Below are 25,837 nucleotides of genomic sequence, written 5' to 3' on the forward strand. Positions count from 1 at the left end.
GCTCAACCACGTCGGTCGCCCTCCCGCCCCACCCCGCGGGCCACGTAGGCCACGACGCGCGCCGGCACCACCACCCGCTCCCCCTCCGCGTACCCGGGTCGCAGCGTGCGCGCCACCGTGCCCACCAGGTCCGGGTCGTCGGTCACCTCGGTCGACACCACCCGGCACCGGGCGCCGACCCGCCGACCGTCGGGCACGAGCGGCCGCACGCCGTTCGCCGCCAGCACGTCGCGGGTCCGCCACGCCACGTCCTCGGGCATGTGCGGCAGCAGCCCCACCACACCGCGCACCAGCGCGTCGCCCCGCCGGGGGGCCGGCCGGCCGCGGGGCAGCTCCGCCGCCGCGGCGCCCAGCAGGGCCGCGGCCACCAGCAACGCCAGGGCCGGCCCCACGGGCGCGGCGACGGACGCGGGCGCGGACACCGCCGCCCACCAGCCGTCGGGCGTGGCCGCGGAGCCGACGACGCCCCCGTTGGCCACGAGCAGCGACACCGCCGCCCGGTCCACCTCCCCGACCACCACGGCGACCCGGTGGGTGCCGGACCTGGTGGGAGCCTCGTTGGCGCGTCCCGGCCGGACGACGACGGCCCGCGTGCCCTCGGGCAGCACGCGGGCCACCCCGGCGGCGACGACGTCCGGGTCGCCGCCGGGGTCGGCCCCCGGCGCGTCCCGGGCGGCGGCCAGCGCGACGCCCGCCAGCGCGCGGGCGTCGGTGGACGGCGAGTCGGGCGCGAGCAGGGCGCCCAGCGCCGCGAACGCGCCGAGCGCGGCCAGCACGACCGCGCCCACGACGACGGGCCTCTTGCCCACGGTTGCCTCCAGGAGGACGACTACCGGTAGTTGTCGACCGCCGGCGGGCGCGGCCGGCGGGCCGTACGGGTGAATCGACGCCGGGCGACGGGCCGCTTGGGCCGTTCGACGCTCGTGCCCGGCCCGGGTGATCACGACACTGTCCGCATGGCCCACATCGAGCTGGACAACCCGCTCCCCGGCATCGCCGGGCTCATGACCTACCGCCCGGAGACCGCCGGACCGCTCGCCGAGCTGGCCGAGGTGCTGCTGCGCGGCCCGAGCACCCTGAGCCGGGGTGAGCGGGAGCTGATCGCCGCGCACGTGTCGGAGCTGAACTCGTGCACGTTCTGCGCCTCGTCGCACGCCGCGTTCGCCGCCGCGCAGCTGCCCGGGGACCACGAGCCGTCACCGAAGCTGTCGGCGTTGCTGGACGTCGCGGCCGCGGTGGCCGGGAGCGGGCGCGCGGTCACCGCCGAGCTGGTCGCGAAGGCCGGGGAGGCCGGCGCGACCGACCTGGAGCTGCACGACACCGTCCTGATCGCCGCGGCGTTCTGCATGATGAACCGCTACGTGGACGGGCTGGGCACGTGGGCGCCGGACGACCCCGCCGCGTACGCCGCGATGGCCCCGCGGATCGTGACCGAGGGCTACGGCGCGCTGCGCTGACCGGAGCCCACTCGATGTGACGCGGGTCTCCCGCCGAACACGTGCACGTTCACAGCCCGTGACCTTCGGTTGACTGGAGGTCGAATTCAGTCTTGTGAATGTGCGCGCGGTCACCCTAGAGTCTCTGGGAGCGCTCCCAGGGAGCGCTCCCAGAAGCGTCGTCAACCGTCAGAGCAGACGGAGGAGACCCCGTCCATGAGATCGCTTCCCTCCCCCCGGTGGCGCCGTCGGACCACCGCAACCCTCGCCCTCGTGGCGGTGAGCGGCGCGTTGGCCGCCGGAACGGCCCAGGCGGCCGATTACGAGCGGCTGATCAACGGCACGTTCAGCAGCGGCACCGCCGACCCGTGGTGGGCCGGCACCGGCGTCACCAACCGGCTCACCAACGGTGAGCTGTGCGCGGCCGTCCCCGGCGGCACCGCCAACCCGTGGGACGCGCTGATCGGCCAGAACGGCGTGCCGTTCGAGGCCGGCCAGTCGTACACGATGAAGTTCGACGCCCGCGCCACCACGCCGCAGCCGATCACGGCGAACCTCGGCGAGGGCGTCAGCCCCTACCGCGGCATCGCCTCGCACACCGTGCAGCTGACGACCACCAAGCAGACGTTCAGCTTCACCTTCACCTCGGAGCTGGACTTCCCCGACGCCGGCAACGGCCAGGCGACGTTCCAGCTCGGCGGGCAGGCGGCGGCCAACACGGTCTGCGTGGACAACGTCTCCCTGGTCGGCGGCGTGAAGCCGCCGGGCGGCGACCCGGCCGTGCCGGCGAAGAAGGTCAACGTCGACCAGGTCGGCTACGTGCCGGGCCTGCCCAAGCAGGCGACCCTGACGACGGACGCGACCGCGGCGCAGACGTGGGTGCTGAAGAACTCCGGCGGCACCACCGTGGCCACCGGTCAGACCACCCCGAAGGGCCTGGACGCGGACTCCGGCGACCGGACGCACCTGATCGACTTCTCGTCCTACGACACGGTCGGCACCGGCTACACGCTGACGGTCGGCACGGAGACGAGCTTCCCGTTCGACATCGGGACCGACCAGGTCAAGAAGCTGCGCTACGACTCGCTGGCGTACTTCTACCACAACCGCAGCGGCATCGAGATCGAGGCGCAGTACGTCGGGGACGAGTACGCGCGCCCCGCCGGCCACCTCAACGTCGCGCCGAACAAGGGCGACGACGCCGTCCCCTGCCTCACCGGCCTCGACTGCGGCTACACGCTCGACGTGCGCGGCGGCTGGTACGACGCGGGCGACCACGGCAAGTACGTCGTCAACGGCGGCATCTCGGCGTGGCAGGTGCTCAACACCTACGAGCGCGCCAAGCTGATCGGCGACGCCGCCGCGCTGGGCGACGGCAAGCTGCGCATCCCGGAGAGCGCCAACGGCGTCCCGGACATCCTGGACGAGGCCCGCTGGGAGGTCGAGTTCCTGCTCAAGATGCAGGCGCCCGACGGCATGGTCCACCACAAGATCCACGACGTGAACTGGACCGGCCTCCCCCTGCTGCCGCACCAGGACCCGCAGGCCCGGCGGCTGTCCGCGACCAGCACGGCCGCGACGCTGAACACGGCCGCGGTGGCCGCGCAGGCCGCCCGCATCTGGAAGACGATCGACCCGGCGTTCTCGGCCAAGGCGCAGGCGGCGGCCGTGCGGGCGTACGCGGCGGCCAAGGCGAACCCGGCCAAGATCGCCGACCCGAACGACGGCACCGGCGGCGGCGCGTACAGCGACCCGGACGTCACCGACGAGTTCTACTGGGCCGCGGTGGAGCTGTTCACCACCACCGGTGAGGCGTCCTACCGCGCCGACGTCACGTCGTCGGCGCACTTCAAGGGCGCGAGCCTGAACAACCGCGGCTTCGACTGGGGCGCCACGGGCCCGCTCGGCGACATCACGCTCGCCCTGGTGCCCAACGGCCTCCCGGCGGCGGACGTGGCGGCGATCAAGGCGAAGTTCGTCTCCGTCGCCGACGGCCACCTGTCGCAGATGGCGGCCCAGGGCTACCCGGCCCCGTACCGCCCGACCGAGGGCTACGACTGGGGCTCCAACGGCCTGGTGACCAACAACATCTCGGTGCTGGCGCTGGCGCACGACTTCACCGGCGCCGCCAAGTACCGCGAGGGCGTGTTCCAGGGCCTGCACTACCTGCTGGGCCGCAACCCGCTGTCGTACTCCTACGTCACGGGCTACGGCGAGCAGGCGGTGCGCAACGTGCACCACCGGCACTGGGCGAACCAGCTGGACCCGACCCTGCCGATCGCGCCGCCCGGCGCGCTCTCGGGCGGTCCGAACAGCGCGCTCCAGGACCCGATCGCCGCGCGACTGCTCCAGGGCTGCAAGCCGCAGAAGTGCTTCGTCGACCACATCGAGGCGTACTCGGTCAACGAGGTCACGGTCAACTGGAACTCGGCGTTCGCGTGGGTCGCCAACTGGGCGGCGGAGAAGGTCACCACCGCTCCCCCGGTCGACACCACGCCCCCGTCGCGGCCCGGCGCGCCCACCGCGTCGGAGATCACCTCCACGGGCTTCAAGCTCGCGTGGACGCCGTCGTCGGACGCCGAGAGCGGCGTGCGCGAGTACCAGGTCGTGTCGGTGGAGGGTGACGCGCTGCGCGTGCTCGCCACCACCACCACGCCGTCGGCGACGCTCACCAACCTGCGCCAGGACACCGCGTACACGCTGTACGTGACGGCCAAGAACGGCGCGGGCCTGTCCTCGCAGTCCACGCAGGTGGTCGTGCGGACCCAGCCCGGCAGCATCCCGCCGGGCGCGTGCAAGGTGAAGTGGCAGGCCACGACGTGGAACGGCGGCATGTCCGCCAACATCACGATCACCAACACCGGCACCCAGGCGTGGACGTCGTGGAAGCTGGAGTTCACGCTGCCCGGCACGCAGAAGATCACGCAGGGCTGGTCGGCGAACTGGTCCCAGTCGGGCCAGGCCGCGACCGCGACGAACATGCCGTGGAACGGCAACGTCGGCGGTGGCGGCACGGCCGGCATCGGCTTCAACTCCTCCGGCGGCGGCTCGGGTGAACCGACCGACTTCCGGGTGAACGGCCAGTCCTGCACCAAGGGCTGACCACGTGCCCGGTGGTGGGGCGACCCACCACCGGGCACACCGCGCACCACCGGCCGCCACATCCAGCCCACGCCTCGGCGGCCGGTGGTGCGTTCCCCTTTTCCGGCGCGCGGCTCACCGGTGGGCGTCCTGCCCCACCGGCCGCACCAGGATCTCGTTGACGTCGACCGTCGGCGGCTGCTCCACCGCGTACAGCACGGCCCGCGCCACGTCCTCCGGCGCCAGCTTCGGGTCGGCCGCCCGCGACGCCGGGATGCCGCCGGTGTCGGTGAGACCGGGCTGCACGAGCGTGACGCGCAGACCGGTGCCGACGCACTCGGCGCGGATGGCCTGCGCCAGCCCCGTCACGGCCCACTTCGTCGCCGCGTAGAGGCTCCCCGGCCGCACGCCGCGCCCGGCCGCCGAACCGGTCAGCACGAGGTGACCGCCGTGCCTCGTCAACGCGGGCATCGCGGCGCGCGCGGTGAACGCGGGCCCGCACACGTTCGTCAGCACCATGTCGCCCCACTCGGCGGGCGGCGCGCCGTCCTCCGCGGTGAACGAGGTGACCACGCTCGCGCCGGCGTTGGCGAACACCACGTCGAGCCGGCCCCACTGCTCCTCGACCCGCTGGACGAGCCCGGCAACCTGCTCGTACCGGGTCACGTCGCACGACGCCGACCACGCCCGGTCGGGCCCGCCCAGTTCGGCGGCCAGCCGGGCGGTCGACGACGCGTCCCGCGCGGCCAGCACCACCCGGTACCCGCGTGCCGAGGCCATCCGGGCGGTCGCCGCGCCGATGCCGCGACTCGCCCCCGTCACGAGGAACACCTGTTCGCCCACCCGGCGCAGCGTACTGGTTCGATCACCTGCCGGGAGCCGGGCAACGTTCTCGTCCCCGCCGGCGTCATAGGGACGTATCCACTGATTGGGGGCACATGGACATCAACCGCAGGTTCGCGCTCGGGCTCGGCTCGGCGGCCGCCGCGACGGCCGTGCTGGGAACGGCCGGGACCGCGTCCGCCCAGGCGGAGCGGAGCGAGGCGGACTGGGACGCGCTGATCCCGACGACGGCCGAGCTGGCCCGGCGGAAGATCGCGTTCAAGTACGGCGTGGCGACGCTGCTCGCCGGCGGCACGTGGTCGTCCCACATCGGCGTGGCCGACCCGGACTGCGTGGTGAAACCCGCCGTCGAGGACCACGCGGACCGCGTCGTCGAGGCGTACAGCGTGAACAAGATCGCGGTGGCCGTCGCGGTGCTCGACAAGGTCGACCGGGGCCTGCTGCGGCTGGACCAGCGGGTCGACGTGACGGCGGACATCGTCATCCACGACACCGACGGCATCTTCGGCCTGGACGGCGCCTACCCCAGTTCGGTCACCCTGGGGCACGTCCTGGCGACCCTGCTGACGGTCTCGGACAACACGTGCGTGCGGTTGTGCGGCCTGGTCGTGCCCGCGCTGGAGCTGAACGAGATCCTGCGCGGCAAGGGCTTCGTGCACACGCAGGTCGTGCCGGTGGCCAACCCGAACCGCTTCTTCCTCGGCACCACCACGCCGCGCGAGACGTCCACGCTGCTCCAGAAGCTCGTGAAGGGCGAGCTGCTGTCCGCCGCGTCGACCGCGTACCTGCTGAACGTCCTGCGGTCGCTGACGTCGTTCACCGACGGCGTCCGACTGGAGCTGTCCTCGCAGGAGCGGCTGAACGTGGCCACCAAGGCGGGCTGGTTCGAGGACGGCCGCAACGAGGCCGGCGTCGTGTTCGACGCCACCGGCAGGGCGATCGTCACCTACGCCCTGTTCGCCTCGGGCGCGTTCCGCGGCGACCAGGCCGTGAACGCGGACAACTACGGCGCGACCCACCCGGCGCTGCGCGCCCGGGCCGCCCTGGGCCGCAGCATGTACGACTCGGTCCTGCGCATCACCACGAACGCCACCCGCGTCCACCGCGCCCGTCCGCACCACCCCTGGATCGGCGCCTGACACCGGGGGTGCGCCGGCCCGTCGAGGGGTGGGCCGGCGCACCCCCGTGCCACCGGACGACCCCTCCGGAGAATTTTCCCGCCGCACGTATCCAGCGGTCCGCGCCGCGCTCTTTCCCACCAGGGGGGCAACACGGGGGGGATCGACCAGCCGCACCCGCGAGTCGGAGGGGAGCCGACAGCGGGCACGGCGGGTCGTGCTCCACCTCAGGGGGAGACGGGAAGCCGGTCGTGGCCGCCGTCCACGACCGGCTCCCACCCCGTCGCGTGCCGGCGCACCAGGTCCGCCGCCACCTCGTCGACGGGACGCGCCCACACCTCCTCGTTGAACACCTCCACCTCGACGAACCCGTCGTAGCCGGCCGCCGCAACCAGTGACGTCAGGCCCACCAGGTCCACGTGCCCGTCACCGGGCAGCCCCCGCCCCAGCAGCACGTCGGCGGGCAGCGGGGTGACCCAGTCGCACACCTGGTAGGACGCGATCCTCGGGGCCGCCGCCGCCACCGACGCCTCCAGCGCCGGGTCCCACCACACGTGCAGGGCGTCCACCACGACGCCCACGACCCCCGGGGCGTGCGGGGCGGCCAGCTCCAAGGCCTGCGCCAGGGTGGACACGACGCCGCGGTCCGCGCAGAACACCGGGTGCATGGGTTCGATCGCCAACCGCACGCCGGCGGACTCGGCGTACGGCGCCAGCACCGACAGCGCCGCCGCCACCCGCCCCCGGGCCGCCGGCAGGTCCCGGTCGGGCAGCCCGCCGGGCACCAGCACCAGGCACCGCGCGCCCAGCGCCGCCGCCTCGTCGATCGCCCGCCGGTTGTCGTCCAGCCGCTGGTCGTGACCGGTGAAGAAGCCTCCCCGGCACAGCGAGGACACGGTCAGGCCGGCCGAGCGGACCAGGTCCGCCGTCCGCGACAGCCCGTAGCCGGCCACCGGCTCCCGCCACAGGCCGACGCCCTCCACGCCGTGCCGCGCGCACGCGTCGACCACCTCGGGCACGGACGCCCGCTTCACGGTGGCCTGGTTCAGCGACAGCTTCACGTCAGCACGCCCAGCAGCCGGGTCCACCGCGTCGCGGCCAGCTCCGGGTCGGGCAGCAGGCCCGCCAGGTCGGCCAGCCGCAGCACCTCCCCCAGGTGGACGACGTCGCGCGCGGACTGCATGCCGCCGACCATGGTGAACGCGTCCTGGAACCCGCACACCCAGGCCAGGAACACCACACCGGTCTTGTAGTGGAACGTCGGCGCGCCGAACACGTGCCGCGACAGCGCGGCGGTCGGCTCCAGCACCTCGCGGTACCGCGCGACGTCACCGGCGTCGAGCAGGCGCAGCGCGGTGGACGCGGCGGGCGCGATGGCGTCGAAGACGCCCAGCAGCGCGTCGCTGTGCCCGGCCTCGTCGCCCGCGATCAGCTCCGGGTAGGCGAAGTCGTCACCGGTGTAGCAGCGCACGCCCCCGGGCAGGGCACGGCGCAGGCCCACCTCGTGCGCGGCGTCGAGCAGCGACACCTTGACGCCGTCCACCTTGCCGGGGTGGGCGCGGACCAGGTCCAGGAAGTGCCCGGTGGCCTCGCCGACGTCCGACGACCCCCAGTAGCCCTCCAGCGCGGGGTCGAACGCCGTCCCCAGCCAGTGCAGCACCACCGGCCGGTCGACCTCGTCCAGCAGCGCGGAGTACACCTTCAGGTAGTCCTCGGGGCCGCGCGCGGCGGCGGCGAGCTTGCGGCTGCACATCAGGACGGGCTGCGCGCCCGCCTCGACGACGTCCGCGAGCTGCTCGCGGTAGGCGGTGAGCGGGTCGGCGGTGCCGTGGTCGGTGCCCACGCCGGCGACCAGCCGCCTGCCCGTCCCCGACGCGGCGAGCGACGCCGAACGCCTGATCAGCTCCAGCGCGGTGGCCCAGTCCAGGCCCATGCCGCGCTGCGCGGTGTCCATGGCCTCGGCCACGCCGAACCCGTGCGCCCACAGGTGCTCCCGGTAGGCCAGCGTGGCGTCCCAGTCCAGGCGGGCGGGCGCGCCCGGCGCGTTCCCGCCGAACGGGTCGGCCACCACGTGCGCCGCCGCGAACGCGACGCGCGACGTGAACGGGCCGACGTCCCACGTGCGAGGGTCGCCCAGCCGGTGCGATCGGAACGTCCCGTCCGCACCGGGCAGCCGCACGGCGGTCACGCGGGCACCTCGATCCGACGACCGGTGCGCGACGACTCCAGGCCCAGCGCCGCCAGCCGCACGCCGCGCGCGCCCGACCGGAAGTCGTGCCCGAACGGCGCGCCGCCGGCCACGTGCCGCAGGAACTCCTCCCACTGCACGAGGAACCCGTTGTCGAACACCCCGTTGTCGGGCACCTCCTGCCACTGCGACCGGAAGTCGATCGAGCCGGGCACGTCCGGGTCCCACACCGGCTTCGGCGTGACCGCCCGGGGCTGTGCCACGCACCGGCGCAGGCCGGCGACGGCGCTGCCGAGCGTCCCGTCCACCTGGAACTCGACCAGCTCGTCGCGGTGCACGCGGGTCGCCCACGACGAGTTGACCTGCGCCACCAGGCCGTCTGCCAGCTCGAAGACGGCGTACGCCGCGTCGTCCGCGGTGGCCTCGTAGGGCTCTCCGCGCTCGTCCCACCGGGTGGGCACGTGCGTGACGGCCCGCGCCGTCACCGCCTCCACCTTCCGCCCGAACACGCCCTCCAGCAGGTAGCTCCAGTGGCAGAACATGTCCACGACGATGCCGCCGCCGTCCTCCGCCCGGTAGTTCCACGACGGGCGCTGCGCGGCCTGCCAGTCGCCCTCGAACACCCAGTAGCCGAACTCGCCGCGCACCGACAGCACGCGGCCGAAGAAGCCGCCGTCCACGAGCCGGCGCAGCTTGCGGATGCCCGGCAGGTACAGCTTGTCGGCGACCACGCCGTGCTTGACGCCCGCCGCGTCGGCCAGCCGGGCCAGCTCGGCGACCTCCTCGGGCGTGGCCGCGACGGGCTTCTCGCAGTAGACGTGCTTGCCCGCCGCGATGGCCGCGGTCAGCGCCGGGACGTGCGCGGACGTCACCTGCGCGTCGAAGTACACGGCCACGTCCGGGTCGCCGAGCGCCGCGTCCAGGTCGGTGGTCCAGCGGGGCAGGTCGTGCCGCTGGGCGATCTCCTTGAGCTTGTCGGCGTTGCGGCCGACCAGCAGCGGCTCGGGCACCAGCACGTCGTCGCCCACCCGCACGCCGCCGCGTTCGCGCAGCGCCAGGACCGACCGCACCAGGTGCTGCCGGTACCCCATGCGCCCGGTGACGCCGTTCAACGCGATGCCGATCGTCCGCACAGCCATGCGCAACACTCCCGATAGTGGCTGGAAAGCGCTTTCCAAGCGCTGGACGACACGCTACGGTCGGCTCGTCGGCCCCGTCAACCGCCCCGCGGGCTAGTCTCGCCGGACCAGGAGGCGGAAGGGGACGGCGTTGGCGTCGCGGCAGGTCACGCTCCAGGAAGTGGCGAAGCACGCGGGCGTGTCGCTGGCGACCGCGTCACGGGTGCTCAACGGCAGCACGCGGCAGGTCAGCGAGGAGCTCCGGGAGCGCGTGCTGGGCACCGCCCGCGGACTGGGCTACCTGCCCAACGCCTCGGCCCAGGCGCTGGCCCGCAACTCCAGCGTCCTCGTCGGGCTCGTGGTGCACGACATCGCCGACCCGTACTTCTCCAGCATCGCGGCGGGCGTGACCCGGGTCGCCGAGGCCGCCGGGCTCGTCGTGGTGCTGGGCACCACCGGCCGCGACCCGCGCCGCGAGGTGGAACTGGTCAACACGCTGCGCGCGCACCGGGCGCGGGCCGTGGTGATCGCGGGCAGCCGCACCACCGACCGGGCGGCGTCCGCACGCCTGGCGGAGGAGATCGCCGCGTTCGCCGAGCAGGGCGGCCGGGTCGCGTGCGTCTCGCAGGCGAAGCTCGGCGCGGACACCGTGGTGCCCGCGAACCGGGCGGGCGCGCGGGCGCTGGCCCGGGAGCTGGCCGCGCTCGGGCACCGGCGGTTCGCGGTGCTCGGCGGGCCGCCCGGCCTGCTCGCCGCGCGCGACCGGGTGGCCGGGTTCAAGGCGGGGCTCGCCGACGCGGGCGTGCCGCTGCCCGACCCCCACGTCGTGGCCAGCGGGTTCACCCGGGACGGCGGGTACGCGGCGGTGGGCGACCTGCTCGCCGCCGACACCGGCGCGACCTGCGTGTTCGCCGTGAACGACGTGATGGCGATGGGCGCGATGGCGGCGCTGCGGGAACGCGGCCTGCGGGTGCCCGAGGACGTGTCGGTGGCCGGGTTCGACGACATCCCCACGCTGCGCGACCTCGTACCCGCGCTGAGCACGGTGCGGTTGCCCCTGGAGGAGATGGGCGAACGCGCCGCGCACCTGGTCCTGGACGGTGTCGCGGGGCAACCGCGGACCGTCAAGGTCGCCGGTGAGGTGGTCCTCCGGACGAGTACTTCGTCACCGAGCGGTATCGGACTGCGCTGACCGGCGGTTACCTTCTAAACTGGACACCCGTTCGACCACCCCTCACGAGGAGTGATCCCTTCCGTGCGCGACGCGCAGTCACCGGGCTGTAGTACCGAGCCGGGTCCGATACCCGGCTGCCAGCCCCACCCGGTCACCCGTCGAGGTGACCGATGACCATCCTGCTCAGCATCCTCGGCCTCGTCGCCGTGGTGGCGCTCACCATCGGCACGTTCGTCGCGGTGGCCGCCGAGTTCTCCCTGACCGCCCTGGAGCGCAGCACCGTCGAGTCCCACGTCGCCACCGTCGGCGACGCGAAGGCGAGAACGGTGGAGAAGGCCCACCGGTCGCTGTCGTTCCAGCTCTCCGGCTCGCAGCTGGCGATCACCATCACCACGCTGATCACCGGTTACATCGCCGAACCCGCCATCGCCCAGCTGATCTCGCCGGTGCTGACCGGCGTGGGCGTGCCGCCCTCGGCGGCCTCGCCGATCGCGCTGGTCCTGGCGCTGGCGCTGGCCACGGCCCTGTCGATGGTGTTCGGCGAGCTGGTGCCGAAGAACCTCGCCATCGCGAAGCCGCTGGAGACCGCCCGCGCGGTCGCGGGCGTGCAGGCCGGGTTCTCGGCGGTGTTCCGCTGGCTCATCACCGCCCTCAACGGTTCGGCGAACTGGCTGGTCAGACGCCTCGGCGTGGAACCCGCCGAGGAGCTGGCCTCCGCCCGGTCGCCGCAGGAGCTGGGCGCGCTGATCCGCTCCAGCGCCGAGCACGGCACGATCGACGAGGGCACGGCGACGCTGCTGGACCGCTCGCTGCGGTTCGGCGACCGCACCGCGGAGGAGCTGATGACCCCGCGCGTGCGGGTGGAGTCGCTGCGCGCCGACGCCACCGTGCTCGACCTGGTCGCCAAGGCCCGCGAGACCGGGTTCTCCCGGTTCCCGGTGCACAACGGCGACCTGGACGAGGTGCGCGGCATGGTGCACGTCAAGCAGGTGTTCGGGGTGCCCCGCGCGCAGCGGGCCACGACACCGCTGTCGGCGCTGACCAGGCCGGTGCAGACGGTGCCCGCCACCCTGGAGGGTGACGCCCTGCTGGACCGGCTCCGGGCCTCGGGCCTCCAGACGGCGCTGGTCGTCGACGAGTACGGCGGCACGGCGGGCATGGTCACGCTGGAGGACCTGGTCGAGGAGATCGTGGGCGACGTGCGCGACGAGCACGACCGCCGCGAGACCTCGCCGGTGCGGTTCCTGGGCGCGGACAGCTGGCTCGTGTCCGGGCTGCTGCGCGACGACGAGATCGCCGAGGCCACCGGGTTCCGCATGCCGGAGGGCGACTACGAGACCGTCGCGGGCCTGGTGCTCGCGCGCCTGGGCCGCATCCCGGTCGCCGGCGAAGAGATCCGGGTGGACGACTGGCGCATCACCGTGGTGGTGATGGACCGGCACCGGATCGCCGAGCTGCGGGTGACCAAGGACGGCCCCGTCGCGGCCGAGGACGCCGGGATCGGGCACCTCGTGCCTGGTCAGGCCACGGTCGACCAGGCCGCGGCCGAGCGCGTCGTGCCCGTCCGGTCCGACCACGCCCGGTCGGGGGTGACGAGGTGAGCATCCTCGCCCTCTTCGCCCTGCTCGCGGGCAACGCGTTCTTCGTGGGCGCCGAGTTCGCCATCATCACCGCCCGGCGCGACCGGCTGGAACCGCTGGCCGAGGGCGGCAGCAGCCGCGCCCGCACGGTCATCAAGGCCGGTCGGGAGCTGCCGCTGCTCATCGCGGGCGCGCAGCTCGGCATCACGCTGTGCTCACTGGGCCTGGGCGCCCTGGGCGAGCCGGCCGTGGCGGCGCTGCTGGAGGTCCCGTTCCACGGCCTGGGCGTGCCCGACGCGGTGCGCCACGGCGTGGCGTTCGCGCTGGCGCTGATCATCGTGGTGGCCCTGCACACCGTGCTGGGCGAGATGGTGCCGAAGAACCTGGCCATCGCGGGCCCCGAGCGGACCGCGCTGCTGCTGGTGCCCGTGCACTACTGGTTCTGCAGGCTGGTGGCGCCGCTGCTGCGCGGGTTCACCGTGGTGTCGACGGCGATCCTCAAGCTGGTCGGCGTGACCCCGAAGGACGAGCTGGAGTCCGCGTACACGCGGGACGAGCTGGCCCTGCTGATCGGGCAGTCCCGCCAGGAGGGCCTGCTGGAGGACTCCGAGCACCGGCGGCTGGCGCAGACGCTGTCGTCGACCGAGCGGACCGTCGCCGACGTGCTGGTGCCGCTGGACCGGGTCACGTCGGTGTCCGCGCGGCCCACCATCGGCGAGGTGGAGGCCGCCGTGTCGGCCACCGGCTTCTCCCGGTTCCCGGTGGCCTCGGACGGCGGGCTGATCGGGTACCTGCACGTCAAGGACGTGCTGGACCTGTCCGACGCCGACCCGGCGACGCAGGTGCCCGCCGGTCGCGTGCGCGGCCTGCCGCGGGTGCCGGTGGACGCCCGGCTGGACGAGGCGGTCGGCGTGCTGCGGCGGGCGCAGAGCCACCTGGCGCAGGCCGTGTCCGCCGACGGCGCCGCGCACGGCGTGGTGGCGCTGGAGGACCTGGTCGAGGAGTACGTCGGCACGGTCCGCGACGGCACGCACGTGCGGCGCGAGCTGTGATCGTCGCGGGGGCGGACGCGGAATTCCCCGCGCCCGCCCCCGCGGTCAGCGCGTCACGACGCCGGCCGCACCGCCGGCAGCTCCCGCACCCGCCCGACCCCCACCGGACCGGGCCCCACCGGACCGGGCCCCACGGGACCGGGCTCCCCGGTCCCGTCCCCTTCCCGATCCGCCCCCTCGGGGTCGCCGGCCAGGTCCGGGACGCTGGTCAACTCCAGGTCCCGGGCGGCGGCGCGGTCCAGCGCGGCCACGATCCACGCCTCGAACTCGGCGTTCGCGGCCAGCGCCGCCCGCCGCCAGCGGTCCACCGCGTCGCCGGTCGCCGTCACGCGCGGCATCAGCGCCCGGTAGGACCTGCCGTCCGGGTCGCGCGACTCCCGCAGCGCCCGGCGCAGCGCCGTGCGCGACCACCGCTCCCGCTCCGCCCGGTCCAGCCAGCGGTCCTGCTCCTCGGCCGGCAGCGCCGCCACCTCGGCGTGGTGCTGGAACGGCAGGCCGGGCCTCCGCCGCGCCGGGGCGAACTTGCGCGCGATCCACGCGTAGTTGCGCAGCGTCTGGTAGTCGAGCCCGACCGCCTCGACCGCCCTGCGGTACCGGCCGGTGTACTTGTCCTGGCCGAAGACGAGCCAGTCCCCCAGGTACCACGCGGACGAACTGGCGATGCGGGAGATCCGCTGACCTGCCTGCTCCCACGACTCGAACGTGACGTCCCGCGGAAACGCGAGCCCCACCGGCGTGGTGAGGATGCGTCCCTCGACCGGACCCGCCGGCCGCCTGTGCTGCGGTGCTGCGCTCACCCTGTCCACTTCTCGTCCCCCCTGATCCGCTCGGACCCCATGCCTACCGCAGGGGTCCTCACACACCGGTCAACTTCCGCTCACACCGACGGGCCGCGGACCGCCCGCGGTCGGCGGGGTGGGACCGGTGCGCCGGGTCCCACCCCACTACGGTGGGTGGCGTGGACGCGCATGACGGGGAAGAGGACGACTTCGAGCCGGAGGAGCCGGACGAGTTCGACGACGAGGAGGACGTCGAGAACGAGGACGACCTGTTCGGCGTGACGTCGGACGCACGCACCATCTGCCACCTCTGCGGCGGCGCGGGCTTCATCGCCAACCCGACGGCGGCGGTCATCAGCGGCACCCCGCGCACCGTCGACAACGGCCGCGAGTGCCCCCACTGCAACGGCGCGCGCAAGTTCCCGGGCCTGGTCCCGCCGGTCTGACCGGCGGTCAGCCGACGGCCGCGGCCCGGCGCCCCTCCGCCGCCAGCTCCGCCTCCCGGAACGCGCGCGGCGAGAGGCCGATCCACGCCGTCACCAGGGCGCCGACCTGCACGACCGCCCCCACCAGCCACACCGCGCGCTGCCCGAGGCCCGCCGCCACCAGGCCCCCGGTCAGCGCGCCGAGCGGGGTCAGGCCCCACGCCAGCGCCCGGTGGCTGGTCAGCACCCTCCCCAGCAGGCCGGGCGGGGTGAAGCGCTGCCGGCTCGACTGGGAGCACACGTTCCACACCATCACGATCGCCGACTCCGCGAACACGACCACGCCGATCGCCCACGCCCACGGCGGCAGCACGGCGATCAGCGCCATCGTCACCACCATGCCGACCTGGGCGAGCCGCATCGACCACGCGTAGCCGAGCCGGTCCACCACCCGGCTCACGACGAACGACGACGCCACCCAGCCGACGGCCATGCACGTCAGCAGCACGCCGTACCCGACCGCGCCGACGTGCAGCACCTCGTAGGCGTACAGCACGAACATCGACATCGCCGCGCTCGACGCGAACGACCCGAGCGCCACGGCCACCGTGATCGACAGCAGCAGCCGCGTCCGGACCAGGTAGCGCAGCCCTTCCGCGATGTCCCGCACCGGGTGGTGCTCGGACGGCGTCGCCGGCGTCGACCTCAGCCCGCGCACCACCACCGCGGCCACGACCGCGGCCACGACGGCGACCCACGCGGGCGCGCCCAGCGCCACCCCGACGAGCACGCCGGCCGCGGGCGGCACGACGAACTGCACCACGCCCCGGTCGATGAGCATCAGCCGGGTGTTGGCCGCCGCCAACCGGTGGCCGGGCACCACCTCGGGCACGAGCGCGCCGGACGCGCCGTCGCCGAGCACCTGCGCCGAGGTCACCACGAACGCCACCACCAGCAGCAGCGGCAGGCTCAGCCACCCCGACGCGCCCGCCACCGCGAGCACGAGCGCCGCGCACGCCTGCACCGCGTACGCCGCCACGAGCACGGAGCTGCGCCGCACCCGGTCGATCAGCACCCCGGCGAACAGCGAGAGCAGCAGCCACGGCGACTGGCCCACGACGTTGACGAGCGACACCTCGCGCGGGTCGGTCGTGATGGTCACCGCGACGAGCGGCAACGCCGTCAGCATCAGCCCCTCGGCCACCGACCCGGACACCGCCGCGGCCTGCAACCGCCGCCACCCCCTGCTCATGGCCACACCTTGCCAACGGGCACTGGCGCGAACCGACGTTTTAGCGTGGAGTGAACCCATGGCCCTCCGCTTCGCCGTCTCGCCGCTGTGGGAGACGATCGCCGCGCTGCGCGTGCTGGCCGCGCCCGGCGCGTTCCCGGTGCACCAGCGCTGGTCGACCTGGGCCGCGGAGCAGCTCGAACGGCTCGGCGGGGACACCTCGCTGCTGCACGTCCTGGTGACCCGGCCGGTCGTGCCGGAGTTCCTGATCCCCACGCCGGGCGTGCGCTCGGTGGGCATCGACGTGGAGGTCGACGCGCTCGCCAAGGCGAGCCCCGAGCGGATCGCGGCGGCCGTGGCCGACGACCCGAGGGTGCTCGAACCGGACGCGCTGCCCGCCGTGCAGCGCCGGCTCCGGGACGTGCACGACGCGATCATCGCGCCGGTGTGGCCGAGGCTGGAGGGGGTGCTCCAGGGCGACGTGGAACGGCGCGGCAGGCGGCTGGTGGAGGCCGGCGGCCCGACCGTGCTGGCCGAACTTCACCCGGACGTGTCGTTCCGCAACCCGGTGCTCACGGTCAACGGCCGGTCGGTGACGCTCGACGAGCGCGACCTGGTGCTGGTGCCGTCGGCGTTCACCTGGCCGCGCCCCTACCTGCGCGACAGCCCGGTGCGGTTCGCGCTGTGCTACCCGGCGCACGGCTTCGGCTCCCTGTGGGAGCGGGCGGCCCCGGCGCGCGACGCGCTGGCCAGGCTGCTCGGCGGCACCCGGGCGCGGCTGCTGTGCGAGCTGGAGAGCCCCCGGACGGTCACCGAGCTGGCGACCCGGCTGGGCGTGACGGTGGGCGCGGTGTCGCAGCACCTGGGCGTGCTGCGGGCGGCGGGCCTGGCGGTGAGCCGCCGCGAGGGCCGCGAGGTGGTGTCGCTGCGCACCGGCCTCGGGCTGGCGCTGGTCCAGAGCCAGGCGCCCTGACCCGGCCAGTACCCTGGTGGGGTGGGGGAAGTCCTGTCCGAGGCCGAGTGGACCGCGCGCCGCGACGCGCACGCGGAACGGGTCCGGCGCTGGACGGTGCCGCACCACGAGCGCCGGGCCGAGGGCCGCAAGCACCCCGTGCTCGACTTCCTCTTCTCCTACTACTCGCACCGCCCGTCGCGGCTGGAGCGCTGGCACCCCGGTCCCGGCGTGGTCCTGGCGGGCGACGCGGCGCGCGCCTACCTGCGGTGGCCCGCGTACCGGGAGACCGGTGACGGCGTGGAGCTGGACGTGGCGGCGTTCGCGCGGGAGCGGGCGTCCACGATCGCCTTCGCGCGCCGGCTGCTGACCGCGACGGCGTCCCGCGCGCCCCGGCTGGGCTGCTTCGGCTTGCACGAGTGGGCGATGGTGTACCGGCAGCGGCCCGAGGACGTGCGGCACAACGCGTGGCCGCTGCGCCTGGGCGGCACGGGCACCGACCGGGTCGTGGAGTCCCAGCGCGTGCAGTGCGGCCACTTCGACGCGTTCCGCTTCTTCACCCCCGACGCGCGGCCCCGCAACACCCTCCAGCCGACCCGCGAGACGCAGGTGGAGCTGGAGCAGCCGGGCTGCCTGCACGCCAACATGGACCTGTTCAAGTGGGCCTACAAGCTCGACCCGGCGACCCCGTCGGAGCTGGTGGCGGACTGCTTCGAGCTGGCCGCGCGGGTGCGCGAGCTGGACATGCGGGCCAGCCCGTACGACCTGTCCGCGCTGGGGTACGAGCCGGTGGCGGTCGAGACGGCCGAGGGCCGCGCCGAGTACGTGCGCCGGCAGGCCGCGTTCGCCGAGGAGTCGGCGCCGCTCAGGGCGGCGCTGATCGGGCTGACCGGCGTGCTGACGGCCGGGCACGTCACCGGCAGATGACGGAACGTCACTTCACCCGCGCCGAAGATGTCGCCTGTTAGCGTGACGCCGGTCGGGATTCGCCAGCTGTGGTCGGATGCTGAGAGGGAAGACGATGTCTCGACACCGCGCGCTGCGGACCAAGGTGCGCCGCGGCATAGCCAAGTGGCCGGTCCTGATCGTCGGCCTGGTGGCCCTCCTGGTGCTCGGCTGGCTCGGCTACAGCTGGGTCGGGGGCATCGTGGAACGTCGTGCCGCGGCCCAGGCGGGTGACTGCAACGAGGGCGAGGCACTGCTGCGGGTCGCCGCCACCCCGAGCGTCGCCGAGGCGATCAAGCAGGTCGCCGAGGCGTGGAGCGCCCAGCGCCCCGTCGTCTACGACCACTGCATCCGCACCGAGGTCCAGTCGATCGACTCCGAGGTCGTCCTCGCGGGCCTCACCCAGGGGTGGGACACGGCGGACATCGGCGAGCGCCCGCACGCGTGGGTCACCGACTCGACGTTGTGGGCCAACCGGTTGAGCGCGCAGAACGCCGTGCTGCTGGGCGCCGCGCCCGAGTCGATCGCGACGAGCCCCGTGCTGCTGGCGCTGCGCGAGGACGCCGCGCAGGCGCTCCAGTCCGGTTCCGCGTTCCGGTGGACCGACCTGCCCGACCTGACCGGCGCCGCCGACGGCTGGGGCCGGTTCGGCAAGCCCGAGTGGGGCCGGTTCAGCGTCGCCATGCCCGACCCGGCGACCAACGCGGCCACGGCGATGGCGGTGCAGTCGGCGCTGGCGGGCGCGAGCCCGGACGGCAAGGGCCCGGTCACCGCGGACATGCTGGCGCTCGACCCGGTGAAGTCGACGATGAGCCGGCTCGCCTCGTCCACGCCCGCCGAGACGCCCGCGGGCACGTGGGAGGCGTTGAACCTGCTGGCCGACGAGCAGGCCGTGAACGCGGTCGGCTACAGCGCGGTGCCCGTCTTCGAGGTGGACCTGTACCGGCACAACACCGGCAAGGACAGCGGCGCGGCGCCGTTGAAGCCCCTGTACGGGGTGGCCGCGGGCGGTCCGACACCGGTGGCGGACTTCCCGTTCGTGCCGCTGGCGGGCGACTGGGTCGGCGAGGCGCAGGCGCGCGCGGCGCAGGCGTTCCGCGAGTTCCTCCAGGAGGACGCCCCGCAGGGCATCCTGGCGCGCGCGGGACTGCGGGTGGGGGCCACCACCGAGCGGCCCAAGCCGTCGCCGGGCGTGCGGTGGGCGGCCGTCACCGACCAGCTCGCGCCCGCCGACGCGAACACCACCCAGCAGATCTCGGCCGCCTGGGCGACCGCCGACGACGGCCAGGTCGTCACCGTGCTCGTGGACACCTCGAAGTCGATGGAGGAGCCCGGCGGCGAGGGCCGCAGCCGGATGGACTGGGTCCGGCAGGCGCTGTCCGGTCAGGTCAACCGGTCGGTGTCCGGGTCGCTCGGGCTGTGGGAGTTCTCCGCCGGGCTGGACGGTGACAAGCCGTACCGCGAGCTGGTGCCGACCGGCCAGGTCGCCGCCCAGCGCCAGGCGCTGCTGGACGGCGTGGCCCGGTTGGAGCCGCGGAGCGCCACCCAGCTGTACACGAGCCTGCTGGCGCTCTACGAGCAGCGGGTGCGCGGTCACGAGGCGGGCAAGCTCAACCGGATCGTGGTGCTGACCGACGGCGTGGACGACGGCGGTCTGACGTTCGACGAGTTGACCGAGCGCCTGGCCGCCCTGAAGCAGGAGGGCAAGGACGTGGCGGTCAGCGTCATCGCCATCGGGCCGGACCCCGAACGCGCCCCCCTGGGCGAACTGGCCCGTTCGACCGGCGGCACCCTCTCGGTCGTCGAGGACGGCCGAGGCGTGGACGCCGCCCTGGCCCAACTCCTCTCCACCACCTGACCCACCCCCATCCGCGAGTCGAAAGTCCACCCCGCGCGAGTCGTAAGTCCAGACCCAGCGAGTCGTACGTTCGCGCCCCGTGAGTAGTAGGTCCACGACTGGCCATCGGCGCGGACAGGGGCGTTGGTGTCCCGAACGTGGAGTTCATCGGGCCTGGAATTATGACTCGCGCGGGGTGGACGTACGACTCGCGCGGGGTGGACGTACGACTCGCGCGGGGCGGGGGTAGGTGGCGGCCATGGCCTCGATGGTGGCGATCACGCGGGCGCGCAGGTCGGCCGGCTCCAGCACCTCCACGTCCGCGCCCAGCCTCAGGAGGTCGACCAGCGCGTGCTCCGGCGACTCGGCCGGCAGGCGCACCGTCGTCCACTCGCCGCCCGGCTCGACGGACTCCAGGGCGCGCGACGCGGCGAGGCCCAGCAGCACCCGCGCGCCGGAGCCCGCGCGGTGTCATCCGCACCACCACGTGCATCGCGTGCACGCGCTCCTCGAAGCGCTCCGACCAGCCCGCCCAGTACTGGGCGGGGTCGAACCCGGCCGGCCGCTCGAACACCTCGTCCAGCGGTGCGCACTCCCCCACCCGCGAGACCCGGTAGGTGCGCAGTTCCCCGGCGCGGGCCACGAGGCCCGGCCTTGAGCACGAGCCCCAGCGGTTCGACGACCCGTTCGCCCGCGCTGCCGTCCCACCGCGCGTACCCGATGCGGACCCGCCCGGGGCGTCCAGGTGGAACCTCTCCCGCACCCGCCCCGCCCGCGACCGCAGCTCCGGCGGCAGCGCCGCGAGCACCTTGGCCTGCGTCGCCGCCACGACCGCGCCCAGCCCCAGCTCGGCGGCCGGCCCCGGCAGCCCGGCGAGGAACAGCGACTCCGCCTCCTCGCCGGTCAGCCCGGTGAGCCGCGTCCGGTACCCGTCGACGAGCCCAGCGCCTCGACGTCCCGGTAGACCGTGCGGACGGACACCTCCAGCTCGGCGGCCAGCTCCCGCGCCGTCATCCGGCCCCGCGACTGGAGCAGCATCAACAGCTGGAGCAACCGACTGGCGCGCACGCCCCCTTGTACCTGACAGGACCTGTCAGCCACCACTGCCACGGTGGGTGCCACGACCAACCACCTGACCGCCGACGCCGAGCCCAGGTCCTGGACCGAGCAGACCTGGGACGGCCGAGACCACTCCGGGGTCACCGGTCCGAAGCGGACGACGGGCGCGATGACCGCCACCTACCGGGGCGCCCTGGAGGGGGAGGGCGAGACGCGCTTCCTCATGGCCTACCCGGACGACGCCTCGTGCACGATGCTCGGCCACGAACTGCTCACCGCCACCCTCGACGGACGGCGCGGCACCCTGGTCCTGGAGCACGTCGGCGGGTACCGCGACGGCGTCGCGACCAGCACGTTCACCGTCGTGCACGCCGAGGGCGAACTGGCCGGCCTCACCGGGACGGGCCGGATCACGTGGCCGCACGGCTCGGCCGGCCGCTTCGAACTGGACTACGAGATCAACTGATCGGACAAACGCCGTTGTCCGGCGTTTGTCGTGCGTCCGCACGGCCCGAAACCGGACAACGCCGGCCGGTGTAGAACGGTAGGTGCCGGCAGGGGGGGACAGCCGGTATGGGGGCGGGCGAGGGGACCGGCGGTTCGGTCCCCTCGCCCGGGGAATCCCCCCCCGCCCGCGACGGGGAACCCGGGGAGCGCGGCCCCGGTCAGCCGCCGTAGGCGGAGACCGGCGGGCAGGAGCAGACCAGGTTGCGGTCGCCCCTGGCGCCGTCGATGCGCCGCACCGGGGGCCAGATCTTCGGCGCCGCGGTGCCCGCGGGGAACACGGCGGTCTCCCTGCTGTACGGGTGGTCCCACTCCGCGGCGATGGAGGCGGCGGTGTGGGGCGCGTTGCGCAGCGGGTTGTCGTCGACCGGCCACTCGCCCGAGCCGACGCGGTCGATCTCGTGCCTGATGGCGATCATCGCGTCGATGAACCGGTCGATCTCGGCCAGGTCCTCGCTCTCGGTCGGCTCGACCATCAGCGTGCCCGCGACGGGGAACGACATGGTCGGCGCGTGCAGGCCGTAGTCGGCGAGGCGCTTGGCCACGTCGTCCACGGTGACGCCGGTCGCCTTCGTGATGGGCCGCAGGTCGAGGATGCACTCGTGGGCGACGAAGCCGCCCTCCCCGGTGTAGAGCACGGGGAAGTGCTCGTCCAGGCGTCGCGCCACGTAGTTCGCGGCGGCCACGGCGGTCAGGGTCGCGCGGCGCAGGCCGTCGCCGCCCATCATCCGCACGTAGGCCCACGAGATGGGCAGGATGGACGCCGAGCCCCACGGCGCGCCGCTGATGGGCCCGACGCCGGTCTCCGGGCCCGCGGCGGGCTGGAGCGGGTGGTTCGGCAGGAACGGCGCGAGGTGCGCGCGCACGCCGATCGGGCCGACGCCGGGGCCGCCGCCGCCGTGCGGGATGCAGAACGTCTTGTGCAGGTTCAGGTGCGACACGTCCGACCCGAACTTGCCGTACCGGGCCAGCCCGATCAGCGCGTTGAGGTTCGCCCCGTCGACGTACACCTGGCCGCCCGCGTCGTGCACGAGCCCGCACACCTCGCGCACGGTGTCCTCGTACACGCCGTGCGTCGACGGGTACGTGATCATGATGGCGGCGAGGTCGGACCGGTGCGCCTCGACCGTCTCCCTGAGGTGCCCGAGGTCCACGTTGCCGTGCTCGTCGCACTTCACGACGACCACGCGCATGCCGGCCATCACGGCGGACGCGGCGTTGGTGCCGTGCGCGCTGGACGGGATGAGGCACACGTCGCGGTGCGCGTCGCCGTTGGCGCGGTGGTAGGCGCGGATCGCGAGCAGGCCCGCGAACTCGCCCTGGCTGCCCGCGTTCGGCTGGAGCGACACGGCGTCGTACCCGGTGACCTCGGCCAGCCACCGCTCCAGGTCGGAGACGATCGCGAGCAGGCCGGCCGCGTCCTCGACGGGCGCGAACGGGTGCAGCTCGGCGAACTCGGGCCAGGTGACGGGTTCCATCTCGGCCGTGGCGTTGAGCTTCATCGTGCACGAGCCGAGCGGGATCATGCTGCGGTCCAGCGCGACGTCCTTGTCCGACAGCGACCGCAGGTAGCGCAGCAGCGCGGTCTCGGAGCGGTGCGCGTGGAACACCGGGTGGGTCAGGTAGTCGGTGGTGCGGCGCAGGTCGCCGGGGATGCCGTCGGCGGTGTCGGCGTCGAGGCCGTCCACGTCGGCGACGGACACGCCGAACGCCTTCCACACCAGGTGCAGGTGGTCGCGGGTGGTGTTCTCGTCGCACGCGATCGACACGACGTCCGCGTCGACCTGCCACAGGTTGACGCCCAGTTCGCGGGCGACGGCGACGACCTCGGCGGCCCGGCCCTCGACGCGTGCCCGGACGGTGTCGAAGAAGTCGCCGTGCACGACGTCGACGCCCGCTTCGCACAGGCCGGCGGCGAGCACCGTGGCCATGCGGTGGGCGCGGGTCGCGATGGCCTTGAGGCCCTCCGGGCCGTGGTACACGGCGTACATGGAGGCCATGACGGCCAGCAGGACCTGCGCGGTGCAGATGTTGCTGGTGGCCTTCTCGCGGCGGATGTGCTGCTCGCGGGTCTGGAGCGCGAGGCGGTAGGCGAGCGAGCCGTCCGCGTCGACGGACACGCCGACGAGCCGGCCGGGCAGCTGCCGCTCCAGGCCCTGGCGGACGGCCATGTAGCCGGCGTGCGGTCCGCCGAACCCGACGGGCACGCCGAAGCGCTGGGTGGTGCCGACGACGACGTCCGCGCCGATCTCGCCGGGCGGGCGCAGCAGCGTGAGCGCCAGCAGGTCTGCGGCGACGACGACCTGCGCGCCGGCCCGGTGGACCTCCTCGACGAGGTCCGCGTGGTCGCGCACGGCGCCGGACGCGCCGGGGTAGGACAGCAGCACGCCGAAGAAGTCGCCGCCCAGGCCGAGACCTTCCAGGCCCTGCGACAGGTCGGCGACGACGACCTCGATGCCCAGCGGCTCGGCGCGGGTCTCGATGACGGCGAGGGTCTGCGGCAGGGTGTCGGCGTCCACGACGAACTTGTCCGACTTCGACTTGCCGGCGCGGCGCACGAGCGTCATGCCCTCGGCGGCGGCGGTGGACTCGTCCAGCATGGACGCGTTGGCCAGCGGCAGGCCGGTGAGGTCGCCGACCATCGTCTGGAAGTTGAGGAGGGCTTCGAGGCGGCCCTGGGAGATCTCGGGCTGGTACGGCGTGTACGCGGTGTACCAGGCGGGGCTCTCCAGCACGTTGCGCAGGATCACCGGCGGCGTGGTGGTGCCGTAGTAGCCGAGGCCGATCATCTGCGTCATCGGGCGGTTGCGGGAGGCCAGCTCGCGCAGCTCGGCCAGCGCCTCGGTCTCGGTGGCGGGCGCGGGCAGGTCCAGCACCAGGTCGTGCTCGCGGATCGAGTCGGGCACGGCGCGCTGCGCCAGTTCCTCCAGGGAGCCGACGCCGATGACGTCCAGGATGCGGGCCAGTTCGGCGGGCCGCGGGCCCACGTGCCGGTCGGCGAAGGGGGTGCCGTGCTCGAGAGCGGCGAGGGGGATGCGGTCCTGCGTCATAAAGGCGCCTCCAGGGCTACGGGCACACTCCGGCCGTTGCCCTCCCCCTCTGTCTTCTGCCCGGCGCCGGGCGCCTGAGAGCTTCACCCGGTCTTCTCGACCGGGCTTGCACCGTCGGCGGGGTCGGTTGCCCGACCCGCTTTCCAGAGGCGTCTCACCCGCGCGGTCCTTGCGCCTGAGAGGTTCCGGGGAGGATTTGCTCCTTCGGCGCCGAGACTGGCTCGGACTCTCCCGCGCGGGATAAAGCGACTACCCGCGAATCGTACCCGGCGGCGGGGTGGGCGGTATCGCCGGCGCGACGTGGATCTCACCGGTTTGACCGCCGTCGAGGTGGGTACCCGCACACCACGACCCGTGTGCCCACCGCACGGTGCTCGCGCGCGTCGCGAGACCCGGGCGACGGGCATGCCGGGCGGGCTCGCCCGGCGGCTGTCAGCCGATGGCGCGGGTGCGGCGGCGGCGGGACAGCTCGTCGTTGGACGGTTCCACGATCTCGGCGCCGTCGGCGCGTTCCGCGGGGAACTCGTGGATCGTGCCGCTGATCTCCCGCATGGCGCCGCTGACCGCGATGCCGAAGACGCCCTGGCCGCCTTGGAGCAGGTCGACGACCTCCTCCGGCGAGGTGCACTCGTAGACCGTGGTGCCGTCGCTGAACAGCGTGATGCGGGCCAGGTCCTGCACGCCGCGCCGGCGCAGGTGGTCGACGGCGACCCGGATGTTCTGGAGCGAGACCCCGGTGTCCAGGAGCCGCTTGACGACCTTGAGGACGAGGATGTCCTTGAACGAGTACAGCCGTTGGCTCCCCGAGCCGTGCGCACTCCTTATGGTCGGGTTCACCAGGCCCGTGCGGGCCCAGTAGTCCAACTGGCGGTAGGTGATTCCCGCGATCTGGCACGCGGCGGGGCCGCGGTACCCGACGAGTTCGTCCGGCAGCGAGGAGTCCGGGAACAGTTCACCCTGTTCTCCGGTTCCCGCCCGGATGGGCGCTTCCTCGACCACGCCTGCCTCCCCTCGGTCCGGTCACGACGACCGGCGACCAACGTGAAGCCGCCGCGGTGCCCGAATCACACCGTGGCAATTCACCTGAGCTCGACGGTAAGACCGCCTAGGGGGCAGGTCAACGCGACGCGCGGGGCGTGTCTCAGCTCAACCTCAGGTTGAGATTGAGAGATCCGTCCGTCGTAAGCCATTCGGGCGACGTTTAGTGATCGTTTAGCAGAGAAACGCTGACGTTGTGTAATCCAATGGTGTGACACCAATGGGTGGTGCGGAGGGTTGATCCACAACTCACCGCACACGCTCACGAGGGACTCGTCCCGGCGCGGAGCCGGCGGTCCGCCCCCTCGCAGGTGTCCCCCGCCCGGCCGGTGGGATGAACGCGGACGGTTGGTCGCGCGCGGGACGACGAGCGCGGAACCCGGTGGCGTGCCGGCCAGGCGCCGCCACGAACGACAGATCGCCGATC

General features: G+C 73.9%; 22 protein-coding genes and 1 riboswitch. Of the genes, 11 read left to right on the top strand and 11 right to left on the bottom strand.

Annotated elements, in window-relative coordinates:
• Positions 1-2: 2 nt before the first annotated feature.
• A complete protein-coding gene (locus CKY47_RS28180; protein WP_306749333.1) occupies positions 3-809 on the bottom strand; it encodes a hypothetical protein in 807 nt (268 codons plus the stop codon).
• 147 nt (positions 810-956) lie between these two features.
• On the opposite strand from CKY47_RS28180, the gene CKY47_RS28185 reads away from it, so the two are divergent.
• Both CKY47_RS28185 and CKY47_RS28190 read left to right on the top strand, forming a co-directional pair.
• The gene (locus CKY47_RS28185; protein ID WP_306749334.1) at positions 957-1,457 is read left to right on the top strand and encodes a carboxymuconolactone decarboxylase family protein; all 501 of its coding nucleotides are present in this window, start codon (positions 957-959) and stop codon (positions 1,455-1,457) included.
• Between the two features lie 195 nt (positions 1,458-1,652).
• Positions 1,653-4,538 carry a glycoside hydrolase family 9 protein gene (locus CKY47_RS28190; protein ID WP_306749335.1) on the top strand — a complete coding sequence of 962 codons (2,886 nt, stop codon included), beginning with the start codon at positions 1,653-1,655 and terminating at the stop codon, positions 4,536-4,538.
• A gap of 114 nt (positions 4,539-4,652) precedes the next feature.
• Here the strand turns inward: CKY47_RS28190 and CKY47_RS28195 are convergent, their stop codons facing one another.
• Entirely contained in the window at positions 4,653-5,360 is a 708-nt protein-coding gene (locus tag CKY47_RS28195) for an SDR family oxidoreductase (protein ID WP_306749336.1), read from the bottom strand.
• Between the two features lie 95 nt (positions 5,361-5,455).
• On the opposite strand from CKY47_RS28195, the gene CKY47_RS28200 reads away from it, so the two are divergent.
• A complete protein-coding gene (locus CKY47_RS28200; RefSeq protein WP_306749337.1) occupies positions 5,456-6,499 on the top strand; it encodes a serine hydrolase in 1,044 nt (347 codons plus the stop codon).
• Positions 6,500-6,705: 206 nt separating this feature from the next.
• Here the strand turns inward: CKY47_RS28200 and CKY47_RS28205 are convergent, their stop codons facing one another.
• Genes CKY47_RS28205 through CKY47_RS28215 form a run of 3 tightly spaced genes read right to left on the bottom strand, consistent with a single transcriptional unit; the run spans position 6,706 to position 9,805 of the window.
• Positions 6,706-7,539, bottom strand: a complete 834-nt coding sequence (locus tag CKY47_RS28205) for a sugar phosphate isomerase/epimerase family protein (protein WP_306749338.1) — start codon at positions 7,537-7,539, stop codon at positions 6,706-6,708.
• Complete coding sequence (locus CKY47_RS28210) at positions 7,536-8,666, bottom strand: dihydrodipicolinate synthase family protein (protein ID WP_371320741.1); 1,131 nt, start codon at positions 8,664-8,666, stop codon at positions 7,536-7,538. The genes CKY47_RS28205 and CKY47_RS28210 overlap by 4 nt, the downstream gene beginning before the upstream one ends.
• Positions 8,663-9,805, bottom strand: coding sequence for a Gfo/Idh/MocA family protein (locus tag CKY47_RS28215; protein ID WP_306749339.1), 1,143 nt, complete (start codon positions 9,803-9,805; stop codon positions 8,663-8,665). The genes CKY47_RS28210 and CKY47_RS28215 overlap by 4 nt, the downstream gene beginning before the upstream one ends.
• A gap of 130 nt (positions 9,806-9,935) precedes the next feature.
• On the opposite strand from CKY47_RS28215, the gene CKY47_RS28220 reads away from it, so the two are divergent.
• The 3 genes from CKY47_RS28220 (at position 9,936) to CKY47_RS28230 (ending at position 13,590) form a co-directional block, all read left to right on the top strand.
• Positions 9,936-10,976 (top strand): LacI family DNA-binding transcriptional regulator, encoded by a 1,041-nt coding sequence (locus tag CKY47_RS28220; protein ID WP_306749340.1) that lies wholly within the window; start codon positions 9,936-9,938, stop codon positions 10,974-10,976.
• A 152-nt stretch (positions 10,977-11,128) separates the two neighbouring features.
• Positions 11,129-12,559, top strand: a complete 1,431-nt coding sequence (locus tag CKY47_RS28225) for a hemolysin family protein (protein WP_306749341.1) — start codon at positions 11,129-11,131, stop codon at positions 12,557-12,559.
• Positions 12,556-13,590 (top strand): hemolysin family protein, encoded by a 1,035-nt coding sequence (locus CKY47_RS28230; protein ID WP_306749342.1) that lies wholly within the window; start codon positions 12,556-12,558, stop codon positions 13,588-13,590. Before CKY47_RS28225 ends, CKY47_RS28230 begins: the two co-directional genes overlap by 4 nt.
• Positions 13,591-13,643: 53 nt before the next feature.
• Here the strand turns inward: CKY47_RS28230 and CKY47_RS28235 are convergent, their stop codons facing one another.
• The gene (locus tag CKY47_RS28235) at positions 13,644-14,387 is read right to left on the bottom strand and encodes an LmbU family transcriptional regulator (RefSeq protein WP_306749343.1); all 744 of its coding nucleotides are present in this window, start codon (positions 14,385-14,387) and stop codon (positions 13,644-13,646) included.
• Positions 14,388-14,548: 161 nt separating this feature from the next.
• On the opposite strand from CKY47_RS28235, the gene CKY47_RS28240 reads away from it, so the two are divergent.
• Positions 14,549-14,815: a hypothetical protein gene (locus CKY47_RS28240; RefSeq protein ID WP_306749344.1), complete on the top strand. Its 267-nt coding sequence runs from the start codon at positions 14,549-14,551 to the stop codon at positions 14,813-14,815.
• A gap of 7 nt (positions 14,816-14,822) precedes the next feature.
• Here CKY47_RS28240 and CKY47_RS28245 read toward each other — a convergent pair whose 3' ends face one another.
• Positions 14,823-16,046: an MFS transporter gene (locus tag CKY47_RS28245; RefSeq protein ID WP_306749345.1), complete on the bottom strand. Its 1,224-nt coding sequence runs from the start codon at positions 16,044-16,046 to the stop codon at positions 14,823-14,825.
• 58 nt (positions 16,047-16,104) lie between these two features.
• Between CKY47_RS28245 and CKY47_RS28250 the strand changes: the two genes are divergently transcribed.
• From CKY47_RS28250 to CKY47_RS28260, 3 genes are all read left to right on the top strand, one after another.
• Positions 16,105-16,998 (top strand): ArsR/SmtB family transcription factor, encoded by an 894-nt coding sequence (locus tag CKY47_RS28250; RefSeq protein ID WP_306749346.1) that lies wholly within the window; start codon positions 16,105-16,107, stop codon positions 16,996-16,998.
• Positions 16,999-17,019: 21 nt separating this feature from the next.
• Complete coding sequence (locus CKY47_RS28255) at positions 17,020-17,904, top strand: 3-methyladenine DNA glycosylase (protein ID WP_306749347.1); 885 nt, start codon at positions 17,020-17,022, stop codon at positions 17,902-17,904.
• A 94-nt stretch (positions 17,905-17,998) separates the two neighbouring features.
• Positions 17,999-19,780: a substrate-binding domain-containing protein gene (locus tag CKY47_RS28260; protein WP_306749348.1), complete on the top strand. Its 1,782-nt coding sequence runs from the start codon at positions 17,999-18,001 to the stop codon at positions 19,778-19,780.
• 159 nt (positions 19,781-19,939) lie between these two features.
• On the opposite strand, the gene CKY47_RS37255 is transcribed toward CKY47_RS28260, so the two are convergent.
• Both CKY47_RS37255 and CKY47_RS37260 read right to left on the bottom strand, forming a co-directional pair.
• Positions 19,940-20,206 carry a WYL domain-containing protein gene (locus CKY47_RS37255; RefSeq protein WP_371320742.1) on the bottom strand — a complete coding sequence of 89 codons (267 nt, stop codon included), beginning with the start codon at positions 20,204-20,206 and terminating at the stop codon, positions 19,940-19,942.
• A 456-nt stretch (positions 20,207-20,662) separates the two neighbouring features.
• Positions 20,663-20,827: an HTH domain-containing protein gene (locus tag CKY47_RS37260; protein ID WP_371320743.1), complete on the bottom strand. Its 165-nt coding sequence runs from the start codon at positions 20,825-20,827 to the stop codon at positions 20,663-20,665.
• Between the two features lie 43 nt (positions 20,828-20,870).
• Between CKY47_RS37260 and CKY47_RS28270 the strand changes: the two genes are divergently transcribed.
• Positions 20,871-21,284: a DUF3224 domain-containing protein gene (locus CKY47_RS28270; protein WP_306749349.1), complete on the top strand. Its 414-nt coding sequence runs from the start codon at positions 20,871-20,873 to the stop codon at positions 21,282-21,284.
• A gap of 199 nt (positions 21,285-21,483) precedes the next feature.
• On the opposite strand, the gene gcvP is transcribed toward CKY47_RS28270, so the two are convergent.
• Both gcvP and CKY47_RS28280 read right to left on the bottom strand, forming a co-directional pair.
• On the bottom strand, positions 21,484-24,372 hold the full coding sequence (gene gcvP / locus CKY47_RS28275; RefSeq protein ID WP_306749350.1) for an aminomethyl-transferring glycine dehydrogenase: 2,889 nt from the start codon (positions 24,370-24,372) through the stop codon (positions 21,484-21,486).
• Positions 24,373-24,525: 153 nt separating this feature from the next.
• Positions 24,526-24,616: riboswitch (glycine riboswitch) on the bottom strand.
• 188 nt (positions 24,617-24,804) lie between these two features.
• Complete coding sequence (locus CKY47_RS28280; RefSeq protein WP_306749351.1) at positions 24,805-25,371, bottom strand: MerR family transcriptional regulator; 567 nt, start codon at positions 25,369-25,371, stop codon at positions 24,805-24,807.
• Positions 25,372-25,837: the final 466 nt, after the last annotated feature.

Source organism: Saccharothrix longispora, from assembly GCF_030852425.1.
GTDB lineage: Bacteria > Actinomycetota > Actinomycetes > Mycobacteriales > Pseudonocardiaceae > Actinosynnema > Actinosynnema longispora.

Coding starts and splice junctions, on each gene's coding strand:
- CKY47_RS28185 (WP_306749334.1), top strand. CDS start 957: ATGGCCCACATCGAGCTGGACAACCCGCTCCCCGGCATCGCCGGGCTC.
- CKY47_RS28190 (WP_306749335.1), top strand. CDS start 1,653: ATGAGATCGCTTCCCTCCCCCCGGTGGCGCCGTCGGACCACCGCAACC.
- CKY47_RS28200 (WP_306749337.1), top strand. CDS start 5,456: ATGGACATCAACCGCAGGTTCGCGCTCGGGCTCGGCTCGGCGGCCGCC.
- CKY47_RS28215 (WP_306749339.1), bottom strand. CDS start 9,805: ATGGCTGTGCGGACGATCGGCATCGCGTTGAACGGCGTCACCGGGCGC.
- CKY47_RS28225 (WP_306749341.1), top strand. CDS start 11,129: ATGACCATCCTGCTCAGCATCCTCGGCCTCGTCGCCGTGGTGGCGCTC.
- CKY47_RS28245 (WP_306749345.1), bottom strand. CDS start 16,046: ATGAGCAGGGGGTGGCGGCGGTTGCAGGCCGCGGCGGTGTCCGGGTCG.
- CKY47_RS28250 (WP_306749346.1), top strand. CDS start 16,105: ATGGCCCTCCGCTTCGCCGTCTCGCCGCTGTGGGAGACGATCGCCGCG.
- CKY47_RS28260 (WP_306749348.1), top strand. CDS start 17,999: ATGTCTCGACACCGCGCGCTGCGGACCAAGGTGCGCCGCGGCATAGCC.
- gcvP (WP_306749350.1), bottom strand. CDS start 24,372: ATGACGCAGGACCGCATCCCCCTCGCCGCTCTCGAGCACGGCACCCCC.